The organism is Pseudomonas sp. MWU13-3659 (genome assembly GCF_023757525.1).
GTDB classification, from domain to species: domain Bacteria; phylum Pseudomonadota; class Gammaproteobacteria; order Pseudomonadales; family Pseudomonadaceae; genus Aquipseudomonas; species Aquipseudomonas entomophila_E.
Map to the genome: position 1 here is coordinate 1 of NZ_JAMSHW010000116.1, position 419 is coordinate 419.

Genomic DNA, 419 nt, shown 5'->3' on the forward strand with positions numbered 1-419 from the left:
GGCCACAAGTCGCCGATCACCTGCGCACGGTGTTGCTGGCGCAGTTGCCGGAATACATGGTGCCGGCGCTGTTCATCCACCTCGACGCGATGCCGTTGACCCCCAACGGCAAGCCCGACCGCAAGGCGCTGCCGGTGCCGGACGTGCAGGGGCGTGAGTACGAAGCACCGCAGGGCGAGACCGAGCGACTGCTGGCCGATATCTGGGCGCTACTGCTGGGCGTCGAGCAAGTAGGGCGGCACGACAACTTCTTCGAGCTGGGCGGCCATTCACTGCTGGCCGTGAGCCTGACCGCGCGCTTGCGCCAGGCCGGCCTGCAAGCTGATGTGCGCACACTGTTCGGCCAGCCGACGGTGGCAGCGCTGGCGGCCACCTTGGGCCACAGCCGGCAGGTTGAGGTCCCGGCCAACCGGATCCCC

1 protein-coding gene is annotated in these 419 nt (G+C 68.7%); it reads left to right on the forward strand.

Annotation, left to right across the window (positions count from 1 at the left end; genetic code table 11):
- On the forward strand, positions 1 to 419 hold a 419-nt coding region (locus NGM28_RS28565), incomplete at both ends, for a phosphopantetheine-binding protein (RefSeq protein ID WP_252092561.1).